This is a genomic window from Acinetobacter sp. YH12076 (genome assembly GCF_013419525.1).
Taxonomy (GTDB): domain Bacteria; phylum Pseudomonadota; class Gammaproteobacteria; order Pseudomonadales; family Moraxellaceae; genus Acinetobacter; species Acinetobacter amyesii.
The window spans coordinates 1-24340 of the sequence record NZ_VOZY01000011.1; the positions used below are offsets into that span (position 1 = coordinate 1).

At 42.5% G+C, this 24340-nt stretch carries 20 protein-coding genes; 7 read left to right on the forward strand and 13 right to left on the reverse strand.

From position 1 onward, the window contains the following. Positions 1–196 precede the first annotated feature (196 nt). Positions 197–3517 carry a type VI secretion system Vgr family protein gene (locus tag FTU22_RS11690; protein WP_180094569.1) on the reverse strand — a complete coding sequence of 1107 codons (3321 nt, stop codon included), beginning with the start codon at positions 3515–3517 and terminating at the stop codon, positions 197–199. A 231-nt stretch (positions 3518–3748) separates the two neighbouring features. Here FTU22_RS11690 and FTU22_RS11695 point away from each other — a divergent pair, with 231 nt between their 5' ends. From FTU22_RS11695 to FTU22_RS11705, 3 genes are all read left to right on the forward strand, one after another. After that, entirely contained in the window at positions 3749–4903 is a 1155-nt protein-coding gene (locus FTU22_RS11695; protein WP_180094570.1) for a methionine aminotransferase, read from the forward strand. A gap of 147 nt (positions 4904–5050) precedes the next feature. Then, the gene (locus tag FTU22_RS11700) at positions 5051–6418 is read left to right on the forward strand and encodes an MATE family efflux transporter (RefSeq protein WP_180094572.1); all 1368 of its coding nucleotides are present in this window, start codon (positions 5051–5053) and stop codon (positions 6416–6418) included. Positions 6419–6672: 254 nt separating this feature from the next. Then, the gene (locus FTU22_RS11705; RefSeq protein WP_180079008.1) at positions 6673–8037 is read left to right on the forward strand and encodes an LLM class flavin-dependent oxidoreductase; all 1365 of its coding nucleotides are present in this window, start codon (positions 6673–6675) and stop codon (positions 8035–8037) included. A 165-nt stretch (positions 8038–8202) separates the two neighbouring features. Here the strand turns inward: FTU22_RS11705 and FTU22_RS11710 are convergent, their stop codons facing one another. Together FTU22_RS11710 and FTU22_RS11715 are read right to left on the reverse strand one after the other, a co-directional pair. Next, complete coding sequence (locus FTU22_RS11710; RefSeq protein WP_078194037.1) at positions 8203–9027, reverse strand: ABC transporter ATP-binding protein; 825 nt, start codon at positions 9025–9027, stop codon at positions 8203–8205. A 45-nt stretch (positions 9028–9072) separates the two neighbouring features. Then, positions 9073–9288, reverse strand: coding sequence for a molybdopterin-binding protein (locus FTU22_RS11715; RefSeq protein ID WP_067765474.1), 216 nt, complete (start codon positions 9286–9288; stop codon positions 9073–9075). A 230-nt stretch (positions 9289–9518) separates the two neighbouring features. Between FTU22_RS11715 and FTU22_RS11720 the strand changes: the two genes are divergently transcribed. Further along, positions 9519–10613: a sigma-54-dependent Fis family transcriptional regulator gene (locus FTU22_RS11720; protein ID WP_180094574.1), complete on the forward strand. Its 1095-nt coding sequence runs from the start codon at positions 9519–9521 to the stop codon at positions 10611–10613. Positions 10614–10785: 172 nt separating this feature from the next. Here FTU22_RS11720 and FTU22_RS11725 read toward each other — a convergent pair whose 3' ends face one another. The 9 genes from FTU22_RS11725 to FTU22_RS11765 all read right to left on the reverse strand — a co-directional run bounded on the left by FTU22_RS11725 (position 10786) and on the right by FTU22_RS11765 (position 20378). Next, entirely contained in the window at positions 10786–11616 is an 831-nt protein-coding gene (locus FTU22_RS11725) for an ABC transporter permease (protein ID WP_180094576.1), read from the reverse strand. Positions 11617–11636: 20 nt separating this feature from the next. Next, positions 11637–12470 (reverse strand): ABC transporter ATP-binding protein, encoded by an 834-nt coding sequence (locus FTU22_RS11730; protein WP_078191496.1) that lies wholly within the window; start codon positions 12468–12470, stop codon positions 11637–11639. Positions 12471–12472: 2 nt separating this feature from the next. Continuing rightward, positions 12473–13528: an ABC transporter substrate-binding protein gene (locus FTU22_RS11735; protein ID WP_257225925.1), complete on the reverse strand. Its 1056-nt coding sequence runs from the start codon at positions 13526–13528 to the stop codon at positions 12473–12475. Positions 13529–13540: 12 nt separating this feature from the next. Continuing rightward, complete coding sequence (locus tag FTU22_RS11740; RefSeq protein WP_180094577.1) at positions 13541–14335, reverse strand: ABC transporter permease; 795 nt, start codon at positions 14333–14335, stop codon at positions 13541–13543. Further along, a complete protein-coding gene (locus tag FTU22_RS11745; RefSeq protein ID WP_180063303.1) occupies positions 14332–15180 on the reverse strand; it encodes an ABC transporter permease in 849 nt (282 codons plus the stop codon). Before FTU22_RS11745 ends, FTU22_RS11740 begins: the two co-directional genes overlap by 4 nt. After that, positions 15177–16430: an MFS transporter gene (locus FTU22_RS11750; RefSeq protein ID WP_180094579.1), complete on the reverse strand. Its 1254-nt coding sequence runs from the start codon at positions 16428–16430 to the stop codon at positions 15177–15179. The genes FTU22_RS11745 and FTU22_RS11750 overlap by 4 nt, the downstream gene beginning before the upstream one ends. Positions 16431–16439: 9 nt before the next feature. Further along, complete coding sequence (locus FTU22_RS11755; protein WP_180094581.1) at positions 16440–17495, reverse strand: ABC transporter substrate-binding protein; 1056 nt, start codon at positions 17493–17495, stop codon at positions 16440–16442. 33 nt (positions 17496–17528) lie between these two features. After that, positions 17529–19010, reverse strand: a complete 1482-nt coding sequence (locus FTU22_RS11760; RefSeq protein ID WP_180094582.1) for a carbohydrate porin — start codon at positions 19008–19010, stop codon at positions 17529–17531. Between the two features lie 537 nt (positions 19011–19547). Next, a complete protein-coding gene (locus FTU22_RS11765; RefSeq protein ID WP_180094584.1) occupies positions 19548–20378 on the reverse strand; it encodes an SDR family oxidoreductase in 831 nt (276 codons plus the stop codon). A gap of 224 nt (positions 20379–20602) precedes the next feature. Here FTU22_RS11765 and FTU22_RS11770 point away from each other — a divergent pair, with 224 nt between their 5' ends. From FTU22_RS11770 to phoR, 3 genes are all read left to right on the forward strand, one after another. Then, on the forward strand, positions 20603–21286 hold the full coding sequence (locus tag FTU22_RS11770; RefSeq protein ID WP_180007972.1) for a TetR/AcrR family transcriptional regulator: 684 nt from the start codon (positions 20603–20605) through the stop codon (positions 21284–21286). Between the two features lie 228 nt (positions 21287–21514). After that, positions 21515–22225, forward strand: a complete 711-nt coding sequence (phoB, locus tag FTU22_RS11775; RefSeq protein WP_078194048.1) for a phosphate regulon transcriptional regulator PhoB — start codon at positions 21515–21517, stop codon at positions 22223–22225. A gap of 23 nt (positions 22226–22248) precedes the next feature. Next, positions 22249–23607: a phosphate regulon sensor histidine kinase PhoR gene (gene phoR, locus FTU22_RS11780; RefSeq protein ID WP_078191505.1), complete on the forward strand. Its 1359-nt coding sequence runs from the start codon at positions 22249–22251 to the stop codon at positions 23605–23607. Here the strand turns inward: phoR and FTU22_RS11785 are convergent. After that, on the reverse strand, positions 23604–24281 hold the full coding sequence (locus FTU22_RS11785; RefSeq protein ID WP_180094586.1) for a glutathione S-transferase family protein: 678 nt from the start codon (positions 24279–24281) through the stop codon (positions 23604–23606). The genes phoR and FTU22_RS11785 overlap by 4 nt on opposite strands. Positions 24282–24340: the final 59 nt, after the last annotated feature.

The following is a 24340-nucleotide window of genomic DNA, read 5'->3' on the forward strand; positions in this document are numbered from 1 at the left end:
AGATCCATGCACGTGTAGCAGTCCTTAACAGATTTACGGAATTAGGTCGCCCACTTACCCAAGTTACGCCTTAAATTTGGATCAATTAGGGGCGCTTTGCATTTCAAATCTTTGTGCAACAAAGCCCATTTAAATTAATTACATACTTTCCAGAACTATCAAAGAATTTTGCTATTATTGTATTTAATTCAGCCATTTAAAAATCCTCACTTGTATATACATTATTATCATCAAACTCAAGTAAAGCCTCTTCTAATAATTCATCTTTATTATCACCATCTAATCGTTTTTGTTTCAGCGAAACATATGAAGAATCGAAACCTAACGCAATAAAATCATCCGCTTTTGGTGTATAAAATCGTAAAGAACTTATTTTATTTTCATTATCTAATAAATCTTTTTTAGCTTTTAATAAGACATTCTGCTTTTCATTTAAAATAATAATTTCTTTTTCTATTGTGGAATTTTCATTCCAAATGTAATCAACCTGATTACTATAAATTGCTTCTAGCTTTGGCAAACTTACTTTAGGTGTTATTGCAGTTCCGCCTCCCACAAAACTATGCTGCCCCGCCTTACTCTCAAACTTGCCGCCTGTTGTTGTAAATATTCCACTGCTATTAATTTTCAGCTGTGAACCGCCTGCGGTCAGCACGATTTCTTTAGGACTTGTAATTTCAATTTTATCTTCCGTTGAAATGAGCTTAATCACCTTTCGTGCAATTGCTTCAATAGCATCATCTTGGGCTTGTAATTCAACTTTCCCTTTTGCGGCGTAAGCACTCAGGCCCTTTTGAGCCGCAAACAGACTGATTTTGTTTTGTGCATGACTGACAATATTCTTTTGAGCACTGAAATTAATCGAACCTTGCGCACTTTCTGCAATATCCTGCGAGGCTTGTAAAACAATATCTTCCGGTGTAGTGAGTGCAATACCATGAGGTGATGCAAGCAACATCAACGCTTGGCGGAATAATTTGCCTTGTTCTTGTTTTGCCGCTGTATTGGATTTTTCTAAACCTTGCGCATAGCCTTCCATAAAGCCTTGTACTTTTTCTAATGCTTTTATGGGTGTCATCGCTGGTGGCAAACCAAAACCAGCATTATTCAACAAATCATCGGGGTTAAATTTGATGTCTTCGATCAATTTACCCACATCTTTTAATGCTTTTAATGGATCTTCTTTTAGGTTGCTTTTCAGACTTGCGATCCGCCCTTGAATCACATCTTTACCATTTTCTTCAATATGATCTATGACAGACTTTAAGTTATCGAAGGCATCTTCAGCATCATTAAAAAATGCTTTAAATTCTTTTACTGTACTTTTGACATCATGTGCGATTGAGCCCATTTCTTTGACAAAACTTTTGCAGTTTTTTAACGCTGCCAATGGGTCTCGACTTAAATCCTCCTTGAACAAATTTAAAGTCGCTTTGACACCTTCGGCAGTACTTTTGATTTCTAAAGAGTTTATTAACTTCGGCAAACGATTAATCACATTTAATGCATCGGTCTGCTGCTTTACGGCTAAATCGCTCAGCATATTCATGCTCTGATGCCCTTGATTTAAAAGAGACTGAGCTTCAGCAGCAGCAAGATGATCGGCAACGGCTTTATCCTGCGCATAGGTACTAATAAGTAAACCTTTACCTGCACGCATTGCCCCCCAAGCATCCGTTCGCAGCTCAAAACCCTCTCCTCGACCATGGCTACTGTCTTGTTCTTTAGGATGGCTGAGATTACCTAAATTCAGCTGTGTCGCTGCATGACTACTTTGTAATTGGGTACTGATCTGCCCCGTCGTGTCATCAAAGCGCAGTTGGTTAAAGCCTGCTCCCGCAACTTCTTGCGAGCGGATACCACTGAGTTTTTTGGTTTCAGGAAGCTGACCTTTGAGGTCAAACATGGTCTGAGATCGTTCAGCTTCATGTATTCGTCCTACTACAAAGGGACGATCGACATCTCCCTCAAAAAAGTCGATAACCACAATCTCGCCAATACGAGGATGAAAACGTGCGCCATAACCTTCACCTGCCCATGGGGTCAGCACATCAACCCAAGCCGAGTCACTGTCATTATCATTACTCCCTGCTCCACCATCATGACTATGGTCATCGCTGCGGGTGAACGTAAACCGAACTTTGATACGCCCCCAAGCATCGACATATATACTTTCACCTTCTGGACCGACCACTTTAGCCCGCTGTGGAAACGCAGGTGGCCGGTGTAATAAAGGATCATATTCAGGCACCACAGAAATTTGCCGACGGACCACATACAGCTCGTTGGCCTGCCTTTCATCCCCTAAAGATAGCCAACGGCTCGCGGCAAGTAACTTTTCTAATTGAACCAAAATATCTTTGGGTAAATTATTCTGGTTATAAAATGCTTTGCCCAATATGAGAAATTCACGATCTGTCGTTTGATGTTGATCGATTTCAGGATGATTTTCTAATTCAAACCAATACCCAACTTGTGCATCCCTTACGCTACTGCTGGCGGTAAAATATTTGGCTTGTAATTCCTGATATTGATTGAGTTGCCGATTCAACTGATCCAATTGCTGTGTATTTGAAGTGGTCGCCTGATCTGCACCTTTAAGGTCGGTTGTCCAAGCCGAACTCATGGTCCACGCCTGCTCTAAACTTAAGGTTTCATTGTGCTGTTGTTCACTCTGTGCATGGGCGCTTAAGAGTGGATTACTTTGGTCTTGTGCCAATTGTTGAGCTTGCCAACGCTGCGTTTGAATCGTGGTCGATTGTAAAAAACGTTCTGCCACAAAACTGGTGATCGTGTCCAAGCGTTCCGTGGCATGACTCCGATGAAAGCGAATTTTTTTCCGTTCCAAAGCACTATAAGCTTGATTGGTATCAATTAAACGCAGCTGCTGTGCTTGCATTGGTGCAGCCGAAAATGCAACAAATAACTCAGCTTCATCAATTAACCAATTGATCCCTTCACTACGCCACAGTCGAGTCAGAAATTCGTAGTCACTCTCATTGGCTTGCATAGTAAATGGACGCACATCATAAGTACGTGCCAACCCCTCTAAGTTCAGACTTAAACTTGCAGCAAACAAAGCACTTTTTTTCTGCCATTCACTAAAAATAATCTCGGTCATCTCCCCAACCGATTTATTCATAAAGACACGGCTGTTACGACGCTTATGCCAGAGTGCTGTGGCATCCTCAATCACCAGCTTATAAACGGTCAATGCACCATCACTTTGACCTTGGCTTGCCCCGGTAATCACCCCAGTCAGGCGACTGAGTTGTCCCAAATCTGTCACTTGATCGACAGCCACTCGGCCACCGATAAACTGCTTTAAAGCAAGATGAGCATTGGTCGAGAGACAAATAATTTCCGCACGAAAGCCTTGATTGATACGGTGTTGACCTTCAATCCGTTGAATAAAAACTTCAGAATTTAGGTGTTCATTTGAGAAATGAATGTGTAGCGCACGTTTCTGTACGCTAAAGCCAAAGTTTTCCACCATGGCGTGAATATTTTTAAGCATTGTTATTATGTATTTAATTTTTTTAATGACGGCATTTTAGGAAATGATTATTTTTTCGTCTACCCCATTTTGCAAATAATTTGTTGAATTCTTCTTTTTGGCTTTTGCAACACTTTAGTATTCAAGTGAATAGGATCATCAATGCAGGATCAATTTTACGGATCTAACTTTTCGCAGTCGCTGAGATGCTGCTACACTCAAAATGCAACCTATTAAAAATTTTTAAGCTCCATGATCACAATTGAATCCAAACTGCCTGCACAAGGTGTGACTATTTTTAGCGTCATGAGCTCAATGGCGCAGCGTCTAAATGCACTGAATTTATCTCAAGGTTTTCCTGATTTCCCTGCACCTCCTGCACTGTTAAATGCGCTAAGTGATGCGACGCAACAAGGTTTTAACCAATATGCACCCGGCGATGGACTGATACATTTGCGTGAACAATTGGTCCAACTGTTTGCTCATCGAGACCAATTAAATATTGACCCTCACACCGAAGTCACCATTACCCCGGGTGCAACCATTGGTATTTTTAGTGCCATTCAAGCCGTGGTTCATGCGGATGATGAAGTGATTATTTTTGATCCGAGCTACGACAGTTATGCGCCCAGTGTAAAATTGGTTGGGGCTCATCCCATTCATATTGCCTTAGAGACGCCCCATTTTACTGTGGATTGGAATCGTGTTGCCGCTGCGATTAACGACAAAACCCGGATGATTATTGTCAATACACCGCATAATCCAACAGGTGCTATTTGGGATCGTGAGGACTGGCTCAACTTGATCGAACTGATTCAAGATAAAAATATTATTGTGCTATCAGATGAGGTCTATGAGCATTTAATTTTTGATGGTCGTCAGCATCTATCTGCTTTGGCATTTCCTGAGCTGCGTGAACGTAGTTTTGTCGTGGGTTCATTTGGTAAAACTTTTCACGTCACAGGGTGGAAAACTGGTTATTGCATTGCAGCGCCAGCCTTGATGCAAGTGTTTCGCCAAATCTATCAATTTGCCAATTTCTGCGGTGTTACGCCTGTACAAATGGCATTGGCTAACTTTATGGCAGAACATCCTGAGCACATTGCTGAATTGGCCGATTTTTACCAAGCCAAGCGTGACCGTTTCAATGCCGGCTTAAGCCACTCTAGATTTGAGTTGATTCCATCGGCAGGTACCTATTTCCAAAACCTTGATTACAGTGCCATACGCCCAGATTTAAGCGATGTGGAGATGTGTCAGTTGTTGGCAGAGCAACATAAAATCGTGGCGATTCCTGTCTCGGTATTCTATCAAAAACCGCCGGAAAATTTACGATTATTACGTTTCTGTTTTGCCAAACAAGATGCCACCTTAGATCGAGCTGCAGAGATTCTCTCCGCGGTTTAAAGCCGTATCTGCCCAAACGTTTTTTTAAAACAGACATGTAGAAATAATGAAGCCTTGGTTACTCAAAAACTAAGGCTTTTTTGAATGCCAACATGATAGTGTTATCAGTAACTTAAAATCATAAAAAGCCGCGTCTAGGACCTGAGCATGTCAAAACAACAGTCCCTCGTTACTCAGCAAAATTTATGGAAAACGTTTTTAGTTTTTCTGGTGCCTTTGATCGCCACCAATATTTTGCAGAATTTATCTGGGACCATTAACACCGTTTTTGTCGGTCAGATGCTTGGGGTGCATGCCATTGCAGCGGTTGCGGTATTTTTCCCAATCTTGTTCTGTTTAATGGCTTTTGTGATCGGGCTCTCGGCAGGTGCAACCGTGTTGGTGGGGCAAGCTTGGGGCGCGCAAAACCTTGACAAAGTTCGTACCGTCGTGGGTTCAACGCTGTTTATGACCTTGATTGGTGGCAGCATCATTGCCTTTTTAGGGGTGATATTTGCCAAGCCCATTTTATTGGCCTTAGGCACAGCCCCTGACGTGATGCATTTATCTTTGCCATATGTGCAATGGATGCTTGCCGGTAGTCCATTACTCTTTATTTATATTATTTACACCTCGATTTTGCGTGGGGTCGGTGACAGTACAACACCGCTGATTGCATCGGGTATGACCATTGGTTCAGGGCTGATTATTACACCCGTGCTGATTGCCGGAAAATTTGGATTTCCAACATTAGGCATTATTGCCCCTGCCATTGCCAGTCATATCGGCTTTTTAATTGCCTTGGTGTTTTTATATTTCTACTTAAAAAAGAAAGATCATCCGCTCAAACTCGACTTCGAGTTGATTCGTCATATTCGCCATCAACATGATCTCAGCAAAATTATCTTAAAACTAGGCATTCCTACGGGTATACAGATGGTCACGACCTCTGTGGCCGGTCTCGTGATTGTCGGTTTAGTTAACCGCCATGGTGCTGATGCCACTGCTGCATATGGCGCGGTCAATCAGGTTTTGAACTATATCCAATTCCCGGCCTTGTCCATCGCGATTGCAGCTTCTATTTTTGCCGCGCAAGCCATCGGTTCGGGTCAATCTGAACTAATTAATCGCGTGAAACGTACGGCCATCGGGATGAATTTCATTATTACTGGTATTTTGGTGGCATTGGGCTATTTGTTCTCTAAATATTTAATGGCGCTATTTATTACAGATCCTGAAGTTGTGGTTCTCGGTCAAGAATTGCTGTTCATTGTGCTTTGGTCGATTTTATTTTTTGGTGCCAGTGCGATTTTTGCTTCCATTATGCGGGCTAGCGGAACGGTGACCGTGCCGATGATTATTAATATTATGGCGATTATTTGCATTGAAGTGCCGTGTGCCTACCTATTCAGTGAATGGTGGGGCTTAAAAGGCATTTGGTATGCCTATGCCTTGGCCTTTGTCAGCTTATGTATTTTACAAGGGCTGTATTACCAACTGGTATGGAGACGAAAAGCCATCAAAGTATTGCTATAAGGCTCGCTAATAGCGTTCAATGCCAATCCGCAGCTTTGCATCTCAATATGGAAAATCTTGTACGGATCCATGCATAAAGTTTGCCGTTAAACTGCTGTTTATTTTTCAACATTTGGTTTTATATCCTGTTGATTTATCTACACCTAGAACCAATTAAAATTAAAAATTGCATATTTTCAAACAATTACGGTTTGGCATAGATTTTGTTCTTATCCCTTTTATCTTTTAAGAATAATTGGGATGAGAAATTTTTTATGTCTAAACGTCAAATAAAGCTTGGGGCTTTTATTCCAACCACCTCACAGCATGTCGCGGGTTGGCGTCATCCTGAATCTCGCCCACAAGATCATCTCAATATTGATTATGCAATTGAACTGGCAAAAACCGCAGAACGTGGTTTATTCGATGCCTACTTTCTTGCCGATGGTCTGTCTGTCCGTTGGAGTTCTGCTGTCGAAGGTGAGAAAGGTTTGGGCGATAAAGGCGTCGGCTTTGAACCCGTCACATTGTTTGCAGCCCTGTCTGCTGTGACGCAAAATATTGGCTTTATTGCCACAGCGTCCACGACTTATGAAGACCCCTACATTTTGGCGCGAAAATTCGCTTCTTTAGATCATATTTCTAAAGGTCGTGCTGCGTGGAATGTAGTAACGACAGCCTCTGCCGATGCCGCAAAAAACTTTAACATTCAGCAGCACCCTGAACCCAAAGAGCGTTACGAACGTGCCGATGAATTTATTGAGGTGACTCAAAAACTTTGGGACTCATGGGAGGATGATACCTTCCATTACAACAAAGAAACTGGGCAATTTTTTGATGCCCGAAAACAACATCAGCCCAATCATCAGGGCCAATACTATCAGGTACTGGGTGCTCTCAACGTCTCTCGGCCACCGCAAGGCTATCCGGTGATTGTTCAAGCTGGGCAATCTGAAGATGGTCGTGAACTAGCCGGTAAATATGCCGAAGTGATTTTTACAGCACAGCAGAACTTAGCAGATGCGCAAGCCTTTTATCGTGATGTCAAAAACCGCTTAGTGAAATATGGCCGCCATGCAGATGACCTGAAAATTATGCCGGGGGTTTCGATTTTTGTTGCCAAGACAGCACAAGAAGCCCAAGAAAAATATGACTTTTTAAATAGTTTAATTCACCCAGAAGTGGGTTTAAGTTTATTGTCTGCTTTGGCAGGTGGCATTAATCTGGCCAAATTTGATCTAGATGCCCCTTTCCCGAAAATAGAAGATGCAGACATTAATTTCTCAAGTCGTCAGCAGATGATGATTGATATTGCCCGGAAGCACAATTTTAGTATTCGTCAGCTCTATCAATATATCGCTTCAGCCCGTGGACATTGGACCTTGATCGGCACGCCTGAACAAGTCGTAGACCAACTGCAGGAATGGTTTGAGAATGACGCTGCCGATGGTTTTAATGTACTGCCGCCAACAACACCTGCGGGGTTAAATGACTTTGTCGATCTCATCGTTCCTGAACTACAACGTCGCGGTCTATTCCGAACGGCATACGAAGGCACGACTTTACGTGAAAACTTAGGTCTAAAACGCCCTGAAAACCAATATGTTTTAGAAAAAAGACATACCTCCCAAGCCTCATAAACCAACGTTTAATAAAACTGAAAAACAAATGCCCCAACTGGGGCATTTTTATGGACTGATATTAATCCAACTTAAGCGATGATCATACTGACCTATATTTGATAAGCCTAAAAAAAGCCCTGAATTCAGGGCTTTTACATTGTCTAGGTGATGGTCAATTCAGACTTACCATGCAAATTTATAATCGGCAAATCGGTGAGATAAAGGTTCAAGCAACTGATCTTTTACTGGATCACTAAAGTCAGTCAAAATGTCATTTTTAATATTGGTCAGACGGACATCTTCGCGTTTACGCGGATGGGCTAAATGAATATCTACAATACGTTTAATTCGTCCCGGATGCGGCTGCATGACCACTACCCGATCGCCCAAAAATACCGCTTCTTCGACATCATGGGTGACAATAATCATGGTGATTTTTTCACTTTGCCAGATTCGCTGTAATTCATCCTGTAAATTTTGCCGCGTCAATGCATCGAGTGCGCCAAAGGGTTCATCGAGTAATAAAATCTGTGGTCGATTCACCAAACTCCGGGCAATCGCCACACGTTGATTCATCCCACCAGACAACTGCGAAGGATAAGCATCTTTAAATTGGGTTAATTTGACCAACTCTAAATGTTCATCAATCAATACGTCTTCTTCTGCACGGCTAAACTGGCTTTTATGCAGTGCAATCCGTACATTTTCCCGTACCGTCAACCATGGAAACAGGCGATGATCTTGAAACACGATGCCGCGTTCCAAACTCGTGCCCTGTATAGGCTGACCATCAACCAAAATCTGGCCCTGAAACTGACGCTCTAGACCAACCAACAACCGTAATAATGTGGATTTTCCGCAGCCACTACTTCCCACAATACTAATGAACTCACCCGGCTGAATATTCAGGTTAATGTCCTTAAGTACGGTTAAGTCTTCTTGCTTTTGTGTGGGATAATGTTTCGTTAGCTGCTGAATAGAAACCGAACCAGCTTGTTCTACGCTCATATCATTATTCTCTATTTGTGCTGACAAACTTTGCTGGACTAAACCTTAGAGTTTAGCCAGTGACACTTCCGTCGATTTAATTAACACCACCACCTCTGAACCTACTTTTAAATCTAAATCCTTCACTGAACGCGTCGTGATCACGGACGTAAAAAAGCCCGCTTTGGTTTCCACATCAATTTCTGAAACCACAGGACCTTCTACGATTTCATTAATCACGCCTTTGAATTGGTTTCGCACATTTACTGAAGTAATCGCCATTTTAATTATGCCTTTTGTTATTTATAGAGCTTTACTATAAAACAGTTCAATCACTTGCTATATCTTGATTTATCCTTTAGTTATCCCGATTTTATTTATCTTAAAATCAGATAAATAATCCACGCATGAATTTATCGGTGAAACTGATATTTAAATATCGAATTATTATTTATCTTTTATTTTTAAATCTTTCATCATGATCTGCATTTTCAACAACTATAAGAAACGATATGTCTATTTTGACCCACCCTGCAGTGCCCTCTGCACTGAAACATAAACGGGCAACAGCAACGGTCTTTGCAGATCCGTTATCGCAAGCGTTGTTGTCTCGAATTGAACAAATTGCACCAAGTGAGGCCAATGCACTCATCATTGGTGATACAGGCACAGGTAAAGAATTGGTTGCACGCCAAATCCACCAATTGAGCCATCGTGCCAAAGGTCCATTTATCGCAGTGAACTGTGGTGCCTTTACCGAATCATTAGTCGAAAGCGAATTATTTGGACATGAAAAAGGAGCCTTTACAGGGGCAATTAATAGCCGTGTCGGTTGGTTTGAAGCAGCCCATAATGGCACCTTATTTTTAGATGAAATTGGTGACCTGTCCTTGCCTATGCAAGTCAAATTACTCCGTGTTTTACAAGAAAGAGAGATCGTTCGAGTCGGCTCACTCAAATCCATTCCAATTAATGTCCGAATCATAGCCGCAACCAATGTCGATTTAGAGCATGCCGTACAGGACGGGCGTTTCAGGGAAGATTTATTCTACCGCTTACATGTGGCGTTACTACGCATTCCACGTCTCTCAGAGCGTCGTGGTGACATTTTGCCTTTGGTTAAACACTTCATTCAGGTCTATCAAACCAACCCACATGACACACCATTACGCCTCAGCCCATTGGCGCTCAAGAAACTCCATTTACATAGCTGGCCGGGAAATATTCGCGAATTAGAAAATACCATTCAACATGCGATTTTAGTCAGTGAAAAAGGTGTGATTGAACCAGAAGATATTAGTTTTTCGAGTATTCAAAGTGCATCGTCGTTTTCGCGTGCAGAACCTTTTAACTTACAAAATGCCACCTCTGCTGTAGCCAACATCAAAGATATTCAAGATGCTGGACAGTTACTTGAGCAGACCTTTTTACAAATTTTTCAAGCCGCAAATCAACTTAAGCATGACAATATTAATGATCTGATTGAAGAAAAATTTATCCGAAGTGCGTATCAGCACTGTCAATACAATCAAGTGCATACGGCTCGTTTGCTTGGAGTGACAAGGAACGTGATTCGCACTCGCCTAATTAAATATGGCTTATTATAAATAAGTCATATTTTTATTTACTCCACATTAAAATAATAATCCCAAAAACTGATACATAAATATTCATCTACATTATTCTTTATTCATTGCATTATTTTAAATATAAAAAATCAGTAATAAAAAACCTCGGTATAAAGCGAGGTTTTTTATTTATTTTTCTATTTCATTTAGATTATTCCACAGGGTTGCGTTTCCACGCTGTGAAGTATTTTTCTAGTCCAATCAAGAAATAGTTAAAGGATAAACCTACGAGGGTAATGACTAATATGCCTACAAACATTTGTGAAATTTCAAAGCTAAATTGCGAATAAATAATCAGATATCCCAGACCTGCTTTGGCACCAAACATTTCTACTGCAACTAAGGCCAAAATAGAAATTGCCCCTGCTAGACGGATACCGACAAAAATCGTCGGAACCGACGCAGGCAGAATCACTTTTCGGAACAATTGATAGGGTTTTAGGCCCATGGTTCGTGCCGATTTAATCAGTAAAGGATCGACCGTTTGTACGCCTGTAATAGTGTTCAATAAAATCGGCCATGTGCACGCGTAGACCAACAGACTGATTTTTGAGGTTTCACCAATGCCTAAAAATAAGATAAACAGCGGCATTAACGCCAATGCTGTGGTATTTCGAAACAATTCTAACAATGGATTTAAGGTTTCAGCCACGAGCTTGTACCAACCAATGATGAGACCCAAAGGAATTGCGATCGCTAGGGCCAAAATGAAACCAATAATGGAACGCTTTATACTGGCAAAGAAATGGATGCCTAATTGACCGCTTTGATATAGCTGCCATGTGGTTTCCAATACTACAGATAACGGCGGTAAGAAAGCCGGATTGACCACACCACTCCGCGGCAGAATCTCCCACAGCAAGAAAAAAGCCACAATGGCAATGGTGCGTTTAAAGACCGTGTTTAACCAAGTGAATTGTAGTCTGGGTTTAATGTCGTTATACGATTGCGTATAACTGATGGCTTGTTTAGTCGATGACATAAATAAATCCTCTGAATATTTTAGTTATGTGCAAGCTGTTTATGTTTTTCGAGGGCTTGCGCTTTAATCACTTCTTCACTGAGCAATGACCAAATTTTATGGCGAATTCGGCCATATTCAGGCAATGAACGGACATCTTCACTGGAGCTGCGCAGGCTTTGAGGAATTTCAATCACTTCCTTAATCCGACCCGGTCTCGAGGTCATAATCGCCACACGCTGACTCAGATAAATTGCTTCATCAATACTGTGAGTAATAAAAACAATGGTTTTTTTCGAACTTTTCCAGATATTGATCAGCTCGGCTTGTAAGGTTTCTCGGGTTTGCGCATCTAGGGCAGCAAAGGGCTCATCCATTAATAAAATTTCTGGTTCATAAGCCAAACTTCGGGCAATCGCAACCCGCTGTTTCATCCCGCCGGAAAGCTCATTCGGATAATGCTTTTCAAAGCCACTGAGACCCACAAGCTGCAAATAGTATTCGGCTTTTTCACGGCGTTCTTTTTTTGCTACGCCTTTGGCTTCTAGACCAAATTCGATATTTTCCAGTGCGGTTAACCATGGATAGAGCGCATATTGCTGAAACACAATGCCACGGTCTAAACCCGGTTGAGTAATCTGCTTGCCACTCAGTAAAATCTGCCCTGCCGACGGTTTGGTTAAACCCGCAATTAAGTCTAATAATGTAGATTTTCCGCAGCCACTTGGCCCCACGATTGAAACAAATTCACCCGGCTGAATATCCAAAGTAACATTTTCTACAGCAACAAATTCAGGCTTATAGTTTTTACTGCCTACATGGTTCTGTGCAGGAAAAACCTTACGCACGTGATCTAAATGTAATGCACTGGTCATTGTTATGTTCCTTTTGATTTTTGGTCTTTCGCATAGGGATTAAATTCATTGCTATAGATGCGACTGACCTCAATTTGATTCGGTTTTAATTTGTGTTCTTTTTCTAAGGCACTCACCCATGGGGCAAAATCCTGATCTTTTTGCACACCACCCACTTCGTGGACACCTGTGCCTGTGTAATATGGAATCAGTGCTGTATTTTCATTGCGTTGACGTTTTTCGATAATACTTTCCATACGGGCAATGATTTGCTCTTTCGGCGTGTTGTGTAGCCATTCTTGAGCTTTGGCCACGCCACTGACAAAAGTGCGAGCCAACTCGGGATGCGATTGAATAAACTCACCGCGCATCGAAAAACTGCCTGCGGTAAAGGGCCCGTATAAATCAATATCTTTAAAGATGCTACGTACACCACCATGTTTTAAGGCCCGTTTTTCCAAAATGCCTGAGAACACCGCAATATCAATTTGCCCATTCCGTAAAGCTTGTTCTGAGCTCATCGGTGGCAACATAATCAGTTCGACCTGACGGATTTCATCCTCGGTTAATCCATGGCGAGCCAAATAATCTTTCACCACAAAGTCATAATGCGCCCCGTAGGCATTCACTGCGACTTTCTTGCCAATAAAGTCTCGTGGGCCACGAATAGGACTATTTTCTAGCACATAAAAACCCACGTTTTGTTCAGCATCACTGCCATAAGAAGCCACTACGGGAACGACATCTAGACCCGCAGCGATGACTTTCACCACAGCACCATTAAAGGCGCCAGCAAAATCAACATCACCGGCCACCAAAGTGAGTAAATCTTGTGGCCCACCTTGTACCGTGCCGACATAACTGAGTTTAACGTCGCCTAAATAGCCCAAGTCTTGTGCCAATTCAGGTAATGACACCAGTCCCGGATAGCTTTGATAGCGTAGTTCTTTTAAAGCCACTTGCTGAGGTTCATCCACTCGCTGTGTGCTGCAACCAACCAAGGCTGTGCCACCGACCAATGCTGCAAGGAACATATTGCGCCAGAGTTGAGGAATGTTATGGATTGTCATTTTTTTCATTGTTATGTTCTCCTATCCAACCTGCTGCCAAGCTAAAACTTTACGCTCAACCCAAGTCAGTACCGTATTGAGCAACACGCCCACAATGCCTATCAGCAACATGCCAAAAATAATCAGTTCGACATCAAAAGCCTGACGCCCTTGAATCACGATATTGCCTAGACCATTGCCATAGTTCGCCACTAAAAATTCAGAGCCGATGGTGGCAAGCCATGCGAAAATCAGCCCAAGTTGTAAACCGACAAAAATCTGCGCAGAAGCACCGGGTAATATCAATTTACGAAACGCGTATGTCTTGGGAAATTGGTAGACTTCGGCCACTTCACGATATTTATGCGAAATACTGCTCACGCCTTCAAAGGTATGTAGCGCCACGGGGTAAAACACCGACAAAGTAATAAACAGCACTTTGGCGCCATGTCCCTCACCTAAAAAAGTCGAAATGAGTGGCAACCATGCAAACAGTGAAATTTGACGCAATACATGAAAGCTCGGTGCAAATAACCAATTCGAAAGGCGTGAACTCGCGATTAAGATGCCAAATAACACACCTGCTATCGCACCTATGCCATAGCCGATAAAATTTCGCGCCAAACTTTCGCCAAAGCCTGTCAAAAAGCTCGGTTGTTGGAGCACGGTTACTGCTTTTTGCAGCACGAGCCATGGACTAGGAATCAACTTTGGATCAACCCAATTTTGCTGTGAGGCTACTGCCCACAGTGCGATAAATGCCACAGGTAGAACGAGTGCTTTTGCTGCTTTAACTAAGACTTGGCGCGCTGCCCCGTGTAATGAAAGAATGCTCATGAGTTCCCTCCTACTCGGGTTGCGTGAAAGCGCGCAGTTTTTTCTAACCAAGCCAGCAAGGTATCTAAGACATAGCCCGTAATACCAATCAGAATGATCGCCATGAAGATCAAGTCCATCTGCATTAGCTGACGTCCCCACACCATGAGATAACCAATTCCTTCACTACTTGCTAATAACTCGACAAAAACCAATGCCAACCACGCCTGCATAATGCCTTGACGTAAACCACTGATCACACTGGGTAGTGCAGCTGGGAAAATCACTTCTTTGAGTTTCTGCCAATTGCTGTATTGGTAAACCTCTGCCACTTCCATCAAACTATTCGGCACATGAGTAATGCCCTTATAGGTTGCAATCAACAGCGGTGGTAACACAGCCAATGAAATAGCGGCAATCTTCAAAGCCTCATCGATGCCTAAGAAAATCATCAATAATGGAATCCAGCCAACAATCGGAAATTGAGCAACAAGATTCACCGTCGGAAAAATAAAGTCCCGACTACGCTTTGCTAATCCCAACACAGTACCAAGCAAAATCCCGACACTGGCACCAAGCAAGACACTCCATAAAATACGTTTGGCACTGATGGCAAAATGAAAACTCAATTCACCGCTTTGCCATAATTCAACTGTGCTTTGCCACACCAAACTCGGTGCAGGTAAAATTTGCTCTGGCAACCAATGTTTGAGTGTTGCCACATACCACAAACCGAACAATAAAACTGGCATCAGGAGTCCACACGCCACTTGCAAAGTTAGTTTTAAATAGGTCTTAAAAAAATCCAACGCACTTCGGTCACTTTGCAAGGGAACCGAATGTGCAGATACATCCGTAAGGCTCATAATTCTTGTCCTTTTACGCTCTGTTCTGAGACATCAGGTTTTAAAAATTGAATAAATTCCTGATCTTTGCTGATCAAAATAATCAGACCAATAAACACCAGCCCGATTGGTAAAAATAAATTTTGTAGTCCAACCTGTGCGCCAAATACGGCACCTATCAAGCCACCCAACAGTCCACCCGAAGGTCCGACGAGGGCTAAAATTGGAGAAATCTTAGCCATCGCGGTTTGCTCACCCACTCGGGCGAAAGACATAAAATTGGCGATATGCAACATACCGAGTCCAAGTCCAAACATGACCGAAGCAGGCCACATCAACAGCGTGATCTTGGTTAGAGCTAAGATCAGTAATGCCGTTGCCATCAGGCTTAGGCCAATCAAATAAAATTTTTGATAACCCATCAGCTCAGCCAAACCGCCCATGCTAAATAGCGATCCCACAAACACAATGCCTTGTACGGTCAGCAGCATCACCGCCATTGGCTCTGAAAGTGCAAAACTTTGGATAGCAATCACCACAATGAAAAAGCCAAAGTAGTTATTTGCCAAGCTGCTCAAAAATTCCAATATGCAAACAATCCGTAATGAGGCATGGGTTTTGATGAGTGCCAAAGGCGCCACAATATCTCGCCATTGAAAATGCGGGCGATTCGTCACTTGCGGAGTGCTACGTTGAAAGCACCACGGAGCCAACAGCAAGGTACCTAAAAAAAGCAAAGACACCACATAAAAACTTCCGCCATAGCCGAAATGCTTAATCAACAACACGCTCAATGCAGGCGCAATCAGGAAATATCCCATCATGTGCGAACCGCGAAACCAACCCGCACGGGCTGGACCTAAACGTTTTAAGTTGCTCAAAAAAACGGTATTGATCGAAACAAAGCGCATGGGTAAGACAAAACTTACTAAGGCTGTGACTGCAAAGAGATACCATGCACCGGCTTTGAGTGGCGTTAAGCTATACACCACGGCGCCCAACACACTGCCGATGCAAAATATTTTTAAAGATCCAAAGCGCTGTACCAACACACCAATCGGCAATGCCATGATCAAAATGCCAAAATTTTGCGCTGCAGAAATTAGCCCCAATTGCAATTCGGTGGCTTCTAAATGCACGGCATACAAGGAAATTAATACCCGTGCGACACCCACACCCAGTCCAGCCAAAATCGTGAGCAGCACAAAACTGCTCATAAATTTGGTGGTTAATGGACTGGCAATTACATTGCTTTCAATCGGACGACTCATGGCTGCGACTTACTTCGGTTGACCTTGAGCATTAAATTGGCGCCAGTAACCCTCTAACTTCAGCTCTTTCAAGGCATTATTTAGATACTTCGGCTCATACCATGTTTTGGTATCCACATCACGACGGATTAAACGAGCGTCTTTGGCAATTTTTAAAGCACTGTCAATTTGTGAACGATGGAATTCATCGAGTAATGGTGTAGTACGGTCTTTTAAATTCCAGCCATCCCACGTTTTTTGATAATCCACCAACGGAATGCCACTTTGTGCCCAAAGTTTATATTGCGCACTACGATTAGCTTCTTGAGAACTCCACTGCGCTTGTTTAATCAGTGTCGTCACGACACGTTGCACCACCTCTGGATATTGTTTTTCAAAGCTTTCGGTCACCCAAAAGTGCGCAATCGGTGATACTTTCGGATCTTTAATTTCAACTAAAGTTTTCGCCACACCACGTGCTTGCAAACTAAATGGCGAAGTAATCGTGGCATCAATATCTCCCGTCGCTAACGCCGTACGTGCCGAATAGGCATCTTGCGAAATCACTCGTAAATCACGCTCTGTTAAATTGTATTTCGCTAACACACGGTTAAAGACGATCTGACCATTGGTGCCTTTAAAGACGGAGAATTTTTTGCCTTTAAGATCTGCAAAGGATTTGGCATTAGAGCCGGCAGGCACCACCACATAAGTTGGGCCAAAACGCCCTGTCGAGAACAACACTTTGGTTTTTAATCCTGTTGAACGTCCAACCAATGAGGGCAAATCGCCATGCAATGCAAAGTCAACTTTGCCATTAGCTAAAGCTTCGTTAGTTGCAGGTCCAGCCCCGGGGAAGAACAGCCAATTCACCTTAATGCCATCTTTTTTAAATTCTTGTTCAAGCACACCTCTTAAATGTGCTGTAGCTACAAAACTACCGCCCACTTTGGGTTTACCCCCCTCACCCGCGCCTGATACAGAAATACGAATTTCTTTGGGATTGGCAGCATGCAATTGAACACTTAAACCAAGTGCTGAAAGTGCCAAGAATGTAGCTGCGATTTTTTTAGAGATAATTTTCATTTTAAATGTTCCTTAATGGTTTAAATATTTGAATTAAAAGGTGTACTGAACCTGAGCTTGCAGCTCATTGGTGTCTTTTTGATTTGCCGTTTCGACATCAAACAGGTAGTGATTCAGCTGTAATTGGAATTTTGTGGTTTGCGCAAAAAACAGATTTAAGCCCAAAGAGTGAATGTCATATTCACCAATACGACCGCTCGCGGTGTCGAGATAGCTTGCGTTGTTTTTATTCGGGTTATAGCGGTCAAAACGGTAATAGCCTTGGACTGACTTTGGCCAGAAATCATCAAATTTGGCATTGGATTTAATACTGTTGTAGAACTGATCGCCCAAGGTGTAGAAAGCGGTAAAAGTATGCCCTTCCGCTTTGGCTTCTTTGATGTCTTGGGCTACAGTGTCGACATAATCGGTCTTGCCTTGCAGATATTCATAAGTCACGCCAAATGGGGCGTGGTTATAATAAATATCGAAACCCAAACGATCGCGTTTTGCAGCATTATCAGTGATTCCGCCGGCTGAAATTTTCGATTCGCCTTTGATATAAGAGGCCCCAAACTTCAACTCACGTAAAATGCTGGCGTAGTCCACTGGCAAGGTAAAAGCCACACGACCGATATAATCTTTGCCGTTGTTGTCATCCGCCTTATTACTGGCATTCCCATTGGTTACCCCTAAGGCATACTCAAACAGCGGCGCACGGTAGTTCGATGCAAAGTCGACAAAAGGTTTGGCATCACCACGGACGATAAATCCATTTTGACGGTTAAACAGTCCTAAAAAGGTCGAAGCTGCAGCGGTACTAATGGTTGGACGCAAATCTTCAGGAGACTGCACATCTAGACCAAAGGGCAATAACTGCTGACCGAGCGTAAAGTTGAGTTTGGCTGTTTCGGGGCCCGCATTGGTGGCAAAAGCGTTATAGCGAACAAAGGCATCTAGTAAGTTAAAGTTACTGTTATTGGTGCCATCATTGCGTTTGCCATAACCAAAGGACAATTGATAATCGAGGTTTTTGCCTTCGTTATAATCCCGGAATAAATTCCCGCGCACACCAATTAGCGCAGTCCCAATATCAAATGTCGATTTGGTTGCACCCAACACACCCGTTTCATCGAGCGCACTGGCACGTAGTTGAACCGTGCCATACAGGGTTGTGTCACGGGTCGATTTGGTGGTTTGACGTTCATATTGACGTGACTGATCGTACTTATAGTTTTCAATATCTGCACGTAAGCCGTCGATATCTTCGGATGTTGCTGTGGTTACTTCTGCAACCTGCGTTTCACCTTCAACATCAGCGGCGTTGGTCGTATCGTCTGTCGTCACAGCGGCGGTTTCGACGACTTGGCTTTTCGTTGCACCAGATTCCACGGCATTTAAGCGTTTTTGCAAACTCTCAATTTGTTGTTTTAAGCTGCTCAGTTCTTGCTGAAGTGCTTCATCCGATGCAAAACTCAGCTGACTGGTTGCGGATAAAATCAGTCCGACCGCAACGGTTAATGTGGTTTTTTTCATGATTTGGTTTCACTAACATTTTTCCCAAAGCGCAAAATCCCCCAACCCCATGCAAGGTGCATGAAGTGAATGTACTGCGTGGGTTTTTTAAAAATTAATCTGAGTGGTCGTAGGTTTTATTCAACTTATGCACGACCGAAACTCGAAGACAGCTTTTAGAATTTAAGCGCGCATCATCGCGAGTGTCATAGCACAACAACATGCCTGTTGTAGGACACGAAAAGCAGAAAGATATCGATGCGTAAAAGTACTCATAAATGTTCCATACAGTGGTGAGTTTTGTTCACTCTAATATGGCAACAACTGTGCCAACATTTTAAGTATTTATTTTTTAAAGTTTTATTATTTAAACCTGATAAATTCTGTTGGTTTTAACGCCAAAAAACTGTTGGTTATGCAACAGTTGCTTATTTCAAATCATCAGATATCTCCATTTTTATATCTCATTTTATGAAATAAGAAATATGCCTTGGGCTTTCCTTCGGGCATAAAAAAACCCACTGACGTGGGTTCTTTTCAATCGATTGTATGTACCGCTTATTGACCAAATTTAGTCGCCATCGCTGTTAATTTTTGATAACCCGTTGGTAGTAAACGTTGAATTAAATCAATCGCTTTTGCATCATTACCAATCAATAAACGACGCTTATCTTTTTGTACTGCTTCAATGATTTGACGAGCCGCTTCTTCAGGTGGACAACGCAAGAATTTATTAAATGACTGTGCCGATTTTTGCGGGTTCATGCCTAAGCTTTTCAAGCTGTCATTCATTTTTGCGGCATTGGCAATATTGGTACGAATACCGCCCGGATGTACACATAGCGCACTCACGCCACAGTTTTCAATATCCAATTCTTGGCGTAAAGATTCGGTAAAACCACGTACTGCAAATTTAGTGGCATTATATGCCGACTGTGTTGGCTGTGCTGTTAAGCCAAACAAGCTGGAAATATTGATGATATGACCTTCACCACTTTGCTTGATATACGGTAAAAATTCTTTGGTGCCATAAACCACGCCCCAAAAGTTAATATTGACAATCCACTCCAGTTCTTCATAGCTTGCCCCTTCAACGGTCGTACCCAATGCCACCCCCGCATTGTTAAAAATCATATTCACGGAACCATGATCTTTAACGGTCTGTGCTGCCCATGCTTTCATTGCTGCAAGGTCTGACACATCGAGTTTTTGCGTCGTTACACGTACATTGCTGGCTTTAACCAATTCAGCGGTTGCCGCTAGACCCTGTTCATTCACATCGCTTAAAGACAGATGACACCCTTGTTTCGCCAAAAGCACAGCCAATTGCTGACCAATACCTGAACCTGCACCTGTAATGGCAGCCACTTTATTTTTGAAGTTTTTCATTGTGATTCCTTATTCCTTTATGCTGCCGCTTGGCTTTATCACAGCGTGATCTCATTTGCCAATGTGTGCAGTTCGTCAACTTAATATAGTTTTGACAATACATATTGTCAATGTCATCTTAGGACGTGCTAAGCTGTTGAAATCGCCAATGCTTAAACATAGGTTTAAACTGAAATTATTGCTAAAATAAGACAAAATTCTGCTTTAGTTCAGCGTATATTTTCATGACAGATGCAACAAATCACACAGAACAACAACAGGCAAAAAATGTGAAGGAACGTCAATTTAAAGGGCTTTCTCTCAGTGAACGTAAGCAAGCGCGACGTGAAAAACTGATTGAAGCCGGTATAGAAGCCTATGGAACACATGGCTTTTTTTCAGTGACTGTGAAAGATATTTGTTTGGAAGCCAAGCTGACCGAACGCTATTTTTATGAATCATTTAAGAAAAGTGAGCAACTGTTCCAGACCATCTTTTTAAAATTAATCGATGAACTGCAACAAAATGTGATGCAAGCCATCATGCAAGCATCTACCGATTCTAAAAAAATGATTGAAGCGGGTTTAACCGCCCTATTGTTAACTTTAAAAAATAATCCCCGTATGGCGCGCATCATTTACATCGATGCCATGTTGGTACAAGAGCTACATAACCAAGCCACAATTCATGAAACTATGATGCGGTTTGACCGTATGATTCATGCCTTTGTCATGCTGATGATGCCGAATATTGATCGTTCAGAACGCGAAATTTCAATGGTCGCAACAGGTCTCAATGGTTATGTCACCCAAATCGCGATTCGCTGGGTCATGAGTGATTATAAACAACCGATGGACGAAGTTTTATCGTCATGTAGCGTGGTCTTTTTGGCCTTGTTGGATGCTTTTTCTGAAAAACCCAGGAAATAAATTCTGAGCTCAACACTGATCTTTACAATTTTTTGAATGATTTTTTGTGACAACAGCATGATGCAAAGCCCATGTTGTTGAATATTTCAGGATTTAAATTGTCACAATTTCTTTCTAAACCCCAATGAAAGATCATTTTTGCAATGATACTGTCATAATTAATCTTTGTAATAAGCCTGTCATAAATATAAAACGGTCTACCGTTTACATAAAATAGGGTATTGCGCTGTGAAAGATGACTATATTTTAATCGTCGACGACGAACTCCCGATTCGGGAAATGATCCATACTTCACTGGATATGGCTGGTTTTCAATGTCAGCAAGCTGAAGATGCCAAACAAGCGCACCAAATGATTGTGGATCAGCGTCCTGCACTGATTTTATTAGATTGGATGATGCCTGGTGGCGTGAGTGGTGTAGACCTGTGTCGTCGTTTAAAACGCGATGAAAATTTGTCAGAGATTCCAGTCATCATGCTCACTGCACGCGGTGAAGAAGACCATAAAGTCCAAGGTCTAGACGCGGGCGCAGATGACTACATGACCAAACCTTTTTCCACCCGTGAGTTGGTGTCACGGATTAAAGCGGTGCTGCGTCGCTCAAATGCATTGGGTGGTGAAAAAACCATTGATGCCAATGGTTTAATCCTCGATCCAGTCAGCCAACGTGTCAGCTTTGGTAACACCATTTTAGATATGGGACCGACTGAATATCGTCTACTGGCCTTCTTCATGACTCATCCTGAACGTGCCTATACCCGTGCTCAATTATTAGATCAGGTTTGGGGTGGAAACGTGTATATTGAGGACCGTACCATTGACGTGCATATTCGTCGTTTGCGTAAAGTTCTTGAACCTTTCCAAGCCGATCGTTATGTGCAAACTGTTCGTGGTACAGGTTACCGTTTCTCTACCCGTGCAGACGCTGTGATGGGTTAGTCATTTTAGGTCTTTAATTTTCTATGTACGAACCGTATCCCGTCCCTGAACTTGCCAGTGAACATAAAAAATTCCGTTACAGCAGTTTATGGACTTTTGCCAAGCAGGATTTGAGACTGCTGGCATTTTTCCTACTCATTGCTGCACTCATCGGCTTTGGTATCGGGTACTTATGGATCTGCATCTTAATCGCCTTTGCAGTGTTCTTTGCATTGCAAATGCGTTCGCTGTACTTAGTCAACGAATGGATTTCAAACCGGCCCTATGATGTCCCGCCAAATTTAGACGGTATTTGGGGGGCTTTACTCTTTAATGTATACCGTGCGCAGCGTCAAGAACGCATCGTACAAGCTGAAATGGTTGGTCTGATCGACCGCGCTCAATCTTCCTTGGTGGCACTTGCTGAAGCTGTGGTATTGATTGATGAATTACACCAAATCGAATGGTGGAACCCTGCCGCAGAAAAGCTTTTGGGGATTCAACAGCTCGATCAAGGGCGCAATATTTTAAGTATTTTAAGACAGCCTAGTTTTATCGAATACTTTACCAATATCGATTTAGCCCCCGATGGTTTAAAAATGAAATCATCGGTACTTGAAGACCATTATGTGCAAGTCAAATTAACCCGTTTTGGTCGCGAAAGTCGTTTATTGGTGGCTTATGACGTCACGCGCATGCATAACCTTGAGCAAATGCGTAAAGACTTTGTCGATAATATTTCACATGAGCTACGCACACCACTTACGGTTTTAAGTGGCTATATCGAAACCTTTACCGATCAGGAAGATTTAAATCCACGCTGGAAACGCGCATTCGATCAAATGCAGTCTCAAACCCGCCGTATGAATGCTTTGGTTAATGACTTGTTATTATTATCTCGTCTGGAAAATGATAAAAAAGTTGCTAAAAATCAAATCATTGAAATGCCCAGCCTAATGAACCAACTATATGACGATGCACATGCTTACAATGTGGATTATGGACATACACTGAATCTCGAGATTGATAGTCACTGTGACCTGATCGGATCAGATATGGAATTGGCGAGTGCCTTTAGTAACCTCATCACCAATGCAATTAAATACACCCCCAAAGGCGGTACTGTGACCATTGGTTGGCATGATGATGGTACGCATGGTTATTTTACCGTTGAAGATACGGGTATCGGGATTGACCCGAAACACTTACCCCGTTTAACGGAACGGTTTTACCGTGTGGACAGCGCACGTAGTCGCCAAACGGGAGGAACAGGTTTAGGTCTTGCCATCGTGAAACACGTTTTGATGCAACATCAGGCACACCTTGAAATTGAGTCCAAAGAAAACCGCGGTTCGCTGTTTAAAGTCGTCTTCCCTAAAGAACGCTTGTATCATGTGAGCTAAGCAGAATCATCCTGCCGGTCTTGCTGTGTTTCCAACTGTTGTTCTTGTTGTTTGGCACGGCGATATGCAGGACGCTGTTGCATCCGTTGTAAGAAAGCCTGAATTTGTGGATATCGCCCTTGAGTTCTGGTCATGACGGCTTCTAATGGAAACGTCATCTGAATATCCGCAAAGCTAAACGGTCCCGCAAAATATTCATTTTCCGCTAAATGTTTTTCTAAAAACTCGATATGTTCTTTTAAGCGAGGTCGTACAAAACCTTTTTTGACCCCATCACAAATGCGATTAGCTACGGGTTTGATGACCCAAGGTACATGGCGTGGCACATTGCTCATGACCAACTGCATCACCAACAACGGCATTAGAGAACCTTCGGCATAATGCATCCAAAAGCGATATTGTTGTTTTGAATGTTCCGCCTTGGCTGCAAAAAAATCATGCCGATCATACTTCTCTTGTAAATATTCCAAGATCGCTGCAGATTCTACCAAGACCAGTCCATCATCCTGCAATATGGGCGACTTCCCTAAAGGATGGATGGCTTTAAGCTCAGGGGGAGCAGACAAATTTGGCTGGCGCAGATAAAACTGAACCTGATAATCCAGTCCTAATTCCTGCATTGCCCATAAAATACGAAATGAACGAGATTTTTCTAGATGATGTAGCACCCGCATGGGTTCATCTCCTATATGAAGTCTAAAATTTTCTTATTTCTGGCAAGCCATTATTATTT